The sequence below is a fragment of the Streptomyces graminilatus genome (assembly GCF_001418565.1).
GTDB classification, from domain to species: domain Bacteria; phylum Actinomycetota; class Actinomycetes; order Streptomycetales; family Streptomycetaceae; genus Streptomyces; species Streptomyces graminilatus.
The window spans coordinates 1-6,729 of record NZ_LIQQ01000547.1 but is presented as its reverse complement, the minus strand read 5'-3'; the positions used below and the strand labels follow the sequence as shown (position 1 = coordinate 6,729).

Annotated in this window: 6 protein-coding genes and 1 pseudogene; 6 read left to right on the top strand and 1 reads right to left on the bottom strand. The window is 72.6% G+C overall.

The genetic code is table 11. From position 1 onward, the window contains the following. Window positions 1-466, top strand: a pseudogene (locus AOK08_RS35895) (cobyrinate a,c-diamide synthase); the annotation flags it as partial. Next, a complete protein-coding gene (gene cobI, locus AOK08_RS35890) occupies window positions 463-1,206 on the top strand; it encodes a precorrin-2 C(20)-methyltransferase (RefSeq protein ID WP_055533827.1) in 744 nt (247 codons plus the stop codon). The pseudogene AOK08_RS35895 and the gene cobI, both read left to right, overlap by 4 nt. Window positions 1,207-1,235: 29 nt before the next feature. Here the strand turns inward: cobI and AOK08_RS35885 are convergent, their stop codons facing one another. Then, window positions 1,236-1,985, bottom strand: coding sequence for a ZIP family metal transporter (locus tag AOK08_RS35885; RefSeq protein WP_055533825.1), 750 nt, complete (start codon window positions 1,983-1,985; stop codon window positions 1,236-1,238). A 147-nt stretch (window positions 1,986-2,132) separates the two neighbouring features. Here AOK08_RS35885 and cobM point away from each other — a divergent pair, with 147 nt between their 5' ends. The 4 genes from cobM to cobC form a co-directional block, all read left to right on the top strand. Next, complete coding sequence (cobM, locus tag AOK08_RS35880) at window positions 2,133-2,972, top strand: precorrin-4 C(11)-methyltransferase (protein WP_055533823.1); 840 nt, start codon at window positions 2,133-2,135, stop codon at window positions 2,970-2,972. A gap of 67 nt (window positions 2,973-3,039) precedes the next feature. Next, window positions 3,040-4,749: a precorrin-3B C(17)-methyltransferase gene (gene cobJ, locus AOK08_RS35875; RefSeq protein ID WP_055533821.1), complete on the top strand. Its 1,710-nt coding sequence runs from the start codon at window positions 3,040-3,042 to the stop codon at window positions 4,747-4,749. A gap of 112 nt (window positions 4,750-4,861) precedes the next feature. Next, window positions 4,862-5,803, top strand: a complete 942-nt coding sequence (locus AOK08_RS35870) for a sirohydrochlorin chelatase (protein ID WP_055533819.1) — start codon at window positions 4,862-4,864, stop codon at window positions 5,801-5,803. A 43-nt stretch (window positions 5,804-5,846) separates the two neighbouring features. After that, window positions 5,847-6,729, top strand: an 883-nt coding sequence (gene cobC / locus AOK08_RS35865; protein WP_055533829.1) for an Rv2231c family histidinol phosphate aminotransferase CobC, incomplete at its 3' end; no start/stop codon positions are given.

Below are 6,729 nucleotides of genomic sequence, written 5' to 3'. Positions count from 1 at the left end.
GGGGCTGGTCATCGGGGGCGGGTTTCCCGAGGTGTTCGGTGGTGAGTTGTCCGCCAACGAGCCGCTGCGTAAGTCCGTCGCCGCCCTCGCCGAGAGCGGTGCGCCCATTGCCGCCGAGTGTGCCGGGCTGCTGTACCTGTGCCGGGAGTTGGACGGGCTGCCGATGTGCGGGGTGCTCGACGCCGATGCCCGGATGAGCGAGCGGCTCACCCTCGGGTACCGGGACGCCGTGGCCGTGAGTGACAGTTCGCTCGCGGTGGCCGGTACCCGGATGCGCGGGCACGAGTTTCATCGGACCGTCGTGGAGCCCGGGGCGGGGGCGGACCCGGCCTGGGGTGTGCGTACTCCGGTCCGGCGGGTCGAGGGGTTTGTACAGCGTGGTGTGCACGCCAGTTATCTGCACACGCACTGGGCGTCCGCGCCCGGTGTAGCCCGTCGGTTCGTGGAGAGGTGCCGTACGTCATGAGCAAGGTGAGCAGCAGCAGGCTTGTCGGTGTGGGGGTCGGGCCGGGTGATCCGGAGCTGGTGACCGTCAAGGGCGTCAACGCGTTGCGTGCCGCCGATGTGGTCGTCGTACCCGTGATGGACACCGGTGAGCGGGGGCGGGCCGAGGCCACCGTGCTGCACTATGTGGGCGCGGAGAAGATCGTTCGGGTCGTTTTCGCGCTCAACGAGCGGACCGATCGGGCGCGGCGTGAGGAGGCGTGGGATGCCGCCGGTGCCCGGGTCGCCGAGTTGCTGGCCGCGCATTCCGTCGTCGCCTTCGCGACCATCGGGGATCCGAATGTGTACTCGACGTTCACCTATCTCGCTCACACGATCGGGGAGCTGGTGCCGTCCGTCGTCGTCGAGACCGTGCCCGGTATCACCGCGATGCAGGATCTCGCCGCGCGGTCGGGGGCCGTACTCACGGAGGGCACCGAGCCGCTGACGCTCGTGCCCGTGACGGCGGGAGCCGCCGTGCTCAAGGAGGCTCTCAAGGGGCCGGGCACTGTCGTGGCGTACAAGTTCGGGCGGCAGGCCCAGGAGGTCGCCGAGGCGCTGCGGGAGAGCGGGCGGATCGGCGACGCGGTGTGGGGGTCGGCGCTGGGGCTGGCGGAGGAGTCCATCCGGCCCGCCGGCGAACTCGACGGCGCGCCGCTCCCGTACCTCTCCACCCTCATCGCGCCCGCGCCACGCGACGGCGGGCGGGGTGGCAAGTTGTGAGCCGGCGCCTCGGCCGTCCCCGTCCGGGCTCAGCCCGACAGGCCCACCACCAGCCAGATGAACGCCACTCCCGCGATCGTGCACAGCACCGTCGAGTGGGCGGGGTGTTCGTGGTGGGCCTCGGGGAGGATCTCGGCGGCGGCGAGGTAGAGCAGCACACCGCCGAAGAGGCCGAGATAGCTGCCGAGCACCTGTTCGGGGATCGTGAAGAACAGGGTCGAGGCCGCGCCCACGACCGGTGCCGCCGCGTCGGCGAACAGCATGGCCAGGGCCTTGCGGCGGGCGTTCCCGTACAGGCTTGTGATCGTGTACGTGTTGAAGCCGTCGGCGAAGTCGTGTGCGATGACGGCGAGCGCGACCGCGAGGCCCATGCCGCCGCCGACCTGGAAGGCGGCGCCGATCGCGACGCCGTCCATCGCGCTGTGGCCGACCATGGCCGCGGCGGCCGTCAGGCCCACCTGGGGCGCCCGGCCGTCGTGCCCCGCGTGCCCGCCGGTTCCGGTCGCGGCGCCGTGCGCGGCCTGCCGTACCGCGAGCAGCCGTTCCACCAGATGGGCCAGCAGAAATCCGGCGACGAACAGCAGCAGCGCGGCCGGTACGCCGAACACCTCGCCGCCCGCCGCGCGCAGTGCCTCCGGCAGCAGGTCGAGGCCGACCACGCCCAGCATCAGGCCGCCGGCCAGACCGAGGACGAGGTGGCGGCGGTCGGTCACACGCAGTGCCGTCCAGCCGCCGGCCAGCGTCATGAGGAACGCGCCGAGCGCGACGAAGACCGCCATGTGCTCTTGCTATCCGATCAACCGGCCTTCGCGCACCTTCGCCTTCACGCCCACCCGGACACTTGCTGACATTCTCCGTATTCCGCACTCACCGCTTTCCCTATTCCGCATTCCGCTTTTCGCATTCGTACGAGAGGATCTCGCCCCATGGCTCCCACGGCCGACGTTTCCACTGACGCTCCCACCGGCAAGGTGACGTTCGTCGGTGCCGGCCCCGGCGCCGCCGATCTGCTCACCTTCCGCGCCGCCCGCGCCATCGCCGACGCCGATGTCGTGATCTGGGCGGCCAGCCTCGTGCAGGAGGCGGTTCTCGAACATGCGCGTGAGGGGGCGGAGATCCTCGACTCGGCGACGATGTCGCTGGAGGACGTCGTCGCCGTGTACGAGCGTGCCGTGCGCGAGGGCCTGCGCGTGGCCCGGATCCACTCCGGCGATCCCGCGCTGTGGGGCGGCACCCAGGAGCAGGTCGACCGGTGTGCCGAGATCGGGATCGAGACCGAGATCGTCCCCGGTGTCTCGTCCTTCTCGGCGGTCGCCGCCCTCGCCCAGCGCGAGCTGACCATTCCCGAGGTCGCGCAGTCCGTGATCCTGACCCGGCTGGGCGGCGGCAAGACGCCGATGCCTCCGGGGGAGGAAGTGCGCGAGTTCGCCCGGCACGGGACCACCATGGCGATCTTCCTGTCCGCCGCGCGCAGCGGGCAGCTGGTCCGGGAGCTGCTGGAGGGCGGCTATCCGGCGTCCACAGCGGTCGTGATCGCCTATCAGGCGACCTGGCCCGAGGAGCTGGTCGTGCGGTGCACGATCAAGACGCTGGAGGAGACGGTCAAGGAGCACAAGCTGTGGAAGCACACCTTGTTCCTGATCGGCCCGGCCCTCGACGCCAGCGGCACCCGCTCGCACCTCTACCACCCCGGCCACTTCCACGGCTTCCGCAAGGCCGACCCGGCCGCCCGCAAGGCGCTGCGCGAGCGGGGGGCGAGCACGTGATCACCGCCATATCGGCTCACACAGCCAGACGTAGTACAGGTAGAGCAGGAACAGAAGGAGTCGCACTGTGATCGGCCTGATTTCCGCGACGGCGGCGGGCGCGGCGGCGCGTGATCGGCTCGCCGCCGCCTGGCCCGACCGTACGCGTGTGTACGAGGGGCCGGTCGCCGACGCCGTCCGGCGCGCGTTCGGGGAGTGTTCGCAGCTCGTGTGCTTCCTGGCCACAGGGGCGGTCGTACGGCTGGTGGCGCCGCTGCTGTCCGACAAGGCGTCCGATCCCGGTGTGGTGTGTGTCGACGAGGGCGGGCGGTTCGCCGTGTCGCTGGTCGGCGGGCACGGCGGCGGGGCCAATGAACTCGCCCGTGCGGTAGGCAAGTTGCTGGGTGCGGAGCCGGTGGTGACCACCGCGACGGACGCTGTGGGCGTACCCGGGCTGGACACCCTCGGGCTGCCCGTGGAGGGCGATGTCGCTGGGGTCTCGCGTGCGCTCCTCGACGGTGAACCCGTCGCGCTGGAGCTGGAGTCGAGCTGGCCGCTGCCGGCGCTGCCCGCCAACGTGGGGAGTGCGGTGCCGGGTGGCGGGCCGACGATCCGGGTCACCGATCGGCTGATCGACATCGCCGGTGCGGGTGAGGTCGTGTTGCGGCCTCCGTCGCTCGTCGTCGGTGTGGGTGCCTCGAAGGGGGCACCGGTCGACGAGGTACTCGCGCTGATCGAGGGCGCGTTGGCGGACGCGGGGCTCTCCGTGGCCTCCGTCGCCGCGCTGGCCACCGTGGACGCGAAGGCGGGCGAGCCCGGGATCACCGGGGCCGCCGAGCGGCTCGGGGTGCCTGTACGGACGTACTCCGCCGACGAGTTGGCCGGGGTCGAGGTGCCGAACCCCTCCGCCGCTCCGCTCGCCGCCGTCGGTACGCCCTCCGTGGCGGAGGCCGCCGCGCTGGTCGGCGGGGGCGAACTCCTCGTACCCAAGCGGAAGTCGGTGCGTGCGGACGGGGCGCCGGCCATGGCGACCTGTGCCGTCGTCCGGCGGCCGGGGCGCGGGCGGCTCGCGGTCGTGGGGCTCGGGCCGGGGGCGCGGGATCTGCTGACGCCGCGTGCCGAGGCGGAGTTGCGGCGGGCGTCGGTGCTCGTCGGGCTCGATCAGTACGTGGACCAGATCCGTGATCTGCTGCGGCCCGGTACCCGGATCCTGGAGTCGGGGCTCGGGGCCGAGGAGGAACGGGCGCGGACAGCGGTCGCCGAGGCCCGTAAGGGGCAGGCGGTCGCGCTGATCGGCAGCGGGGACGCGGGCGTGTACGCGATGGCGTCACCCGCGCTCGCCGAGGCGTCCGACGACATCGACGTGGTCGGAGTGCCCGGAGTCACGGCCGCGCTCGCCGCCGGCGCGATTCTCGGCGCCCCGCTCGGCCACGACCATGTGTCCATCAGCCTCTCCGACCTGCACACGCCCTGGGAGATCATCGAGCGGCGGGTGCGGGCGGCGGCCGAGGCGGACATCGTCGTGACGTTCTACAACCCGCGCAGCCGGGGCCGTGACTGGCAACTGCCCAAGGCGCTCGCCATTCTCGCCGAGCACCGGGAGCCGACGACGCCCGTGGGTGTCGTACGGAACGCGTCGCGGCCCGACGAGTCCAGCCGTGTCACGACGCTGGCCGGGCTCGACCCGGCGACCGTCGACATGATGACGGTCGTGACCGTCGGCAACACCGCGACCCGGAACATCGCGGGCCGGATGGTCACGCCTCGCGGCTATCGCTGGCAGGAGACGGCGCGGTGAGCACCATCCGCCGTCCAGTCCCTCAGCCCGCTGCCGCTGCCGCTGCCGCGACCGCCTCCACTCCCCTCAACACCCGTCATTTCCATCCCGCTTCATCGTCCGAGGAGACATCGTGACCACCCCGCCGCCCGCCCTGCTCATCGCCGGCCACGGCACCCGGGACGAGGCCGGGGCCGAGGCGTTCCGTGACTTCGTACGGGAGTTGGGCCGCCGTAACCCCGAACTGCCCGTCGCGGGCGGCTTCATCGAGCTGTCGCCGCCGCCGCTGGGCGACGCCGTGACCGAGCTGGTGGAGCGGGGGGTACGCAGGTTCGCCGCCGTTCCGCTGATGCTGGTGTCCGCCGGGCACGCCAAGGGGGACATCCCGGCGGCGCTGGCCCGTGAGAAGGAACGGCACCCGGGGATCTCGTACACGTACGGGCGTCCGCTGGGCCCGCATCCGGCGCTGCTGGCGGTGCTGGAGCGACGGCTGGACGAGGCCCTGGGCGGCAGCGGGGCGCGTACGCCCGCCGACCGGGCCGATGTGACCGTGCTGCTGGTCGGGCGCGGTTCCACCGACCCGGACGCCAACGCCGAGGTGCTCAAGGCGGCGCGGCTGCTGTGGGAGGGGCGCGGGTACGCCGGTGTGGAGACGGCGTTCGTCTCGCTGGCGGTGCCGGACGTCCCGTCGGGGCTGGACCGGTGCGTGAAACTGGGTGCCCGGCGGATCGTCGTCCTGCCCTACTTCCTGTTCACCGGGATCCTCCCGGACCGGGTGCGGCAGCAGACGGAGGGCTGGGCCGCCGCGCACCCGGAGGTCGAGGTACGGTCCGCCGAAGTCATCGGTCCGGAGCCGGAGTTGCTCGATCTGGTGATGGAGCGGTACCGGGAGGCCGTGGGCGGGGATCTGCGGATGAACTGCGACTCGTGCGTGTACCGGATCGCGCTGCCCGGCTTCGAGGACAAGGTCGGGGCGCCCCAGCAGCCCCACTTCCACCCGGACGACGACGGCGACCACGACGGTCACCACCATGGACACCACACACACGGGCACTCGCACTCCCATGCGCACTGACGGGGAGACCGGCGGGGAGACGGGTGGGGACACCGGCGGGCACATGGACGGGCACGTTGATGAGCACATCGACGGGCACATCGACGGGCACGATCTTCGGCACCACGGGGACGCCGAAGTGCGCGACGACGGCGCGAAGTTGGTCGACCTCGCCGTGAACGTCCGGGCCGACGCTCCGCCGGCCTGGCTGCGCGAGCACATCGCCGGGTCGCTCGGCGGACTCGCGGCCTACCCCGACGGGCGGGCCGCGCGGGCGGCGGTCGCGGCACGGCACGGGCTGCCGGTGGAGCGGGTGCTGCTCACCGCCGGGGCCGCGGAGGCGTTCGTGCTGCTGGCGCGCGCCCTGAAGGTACGGCGACCGGTCGTCGTGCACCCGCAGTTCACCGAGCCTGAGGCGGCTCTGCGGGATGCCGGGCACAGTGTGGACCGGGTGCTGCTGCGGGCGGAGGACGGGTTCCGGCTGGACGCGGGGCTCGTGCCCGAGGACGCCGATCTGGTGGTGATCGGCAATCCGACGAACCCTACGTCGGTGCTGCATCCGGCGGGCACCATCGCCCGGCTTGCCCGTCCCTGGCGGACGTTGGTGGTCGACGAGGCCTTCATGGACGCGGTGCCCGGTGAGCGGGAGGCGCTGGCCGGGCGTACGGACGTGCCCGGGCTTGTGGTGCTGCGGAGCCTGACGAAGACGTGGGGGCTCGCGGGGCTGCGGATCGGGTACGTGCTGGCGGCGCCGGAGACGATCGTGGAGCTGGAGCGGGCGCAGCCGTTGTGGCCGGTGTCCACGCCCGCGCTGGCCGCGGCGGAGGTGTGCGTGTCCGCGCGGGGGGTGGCGGAGGCGGAGGCGGGGGCCCTGCGGATGACCGCCGACCGCGCTCATCTTGTCGCCGGGCTCGCCGAGTTCGGGTCCGACGGGGTGCGGGTGGTGG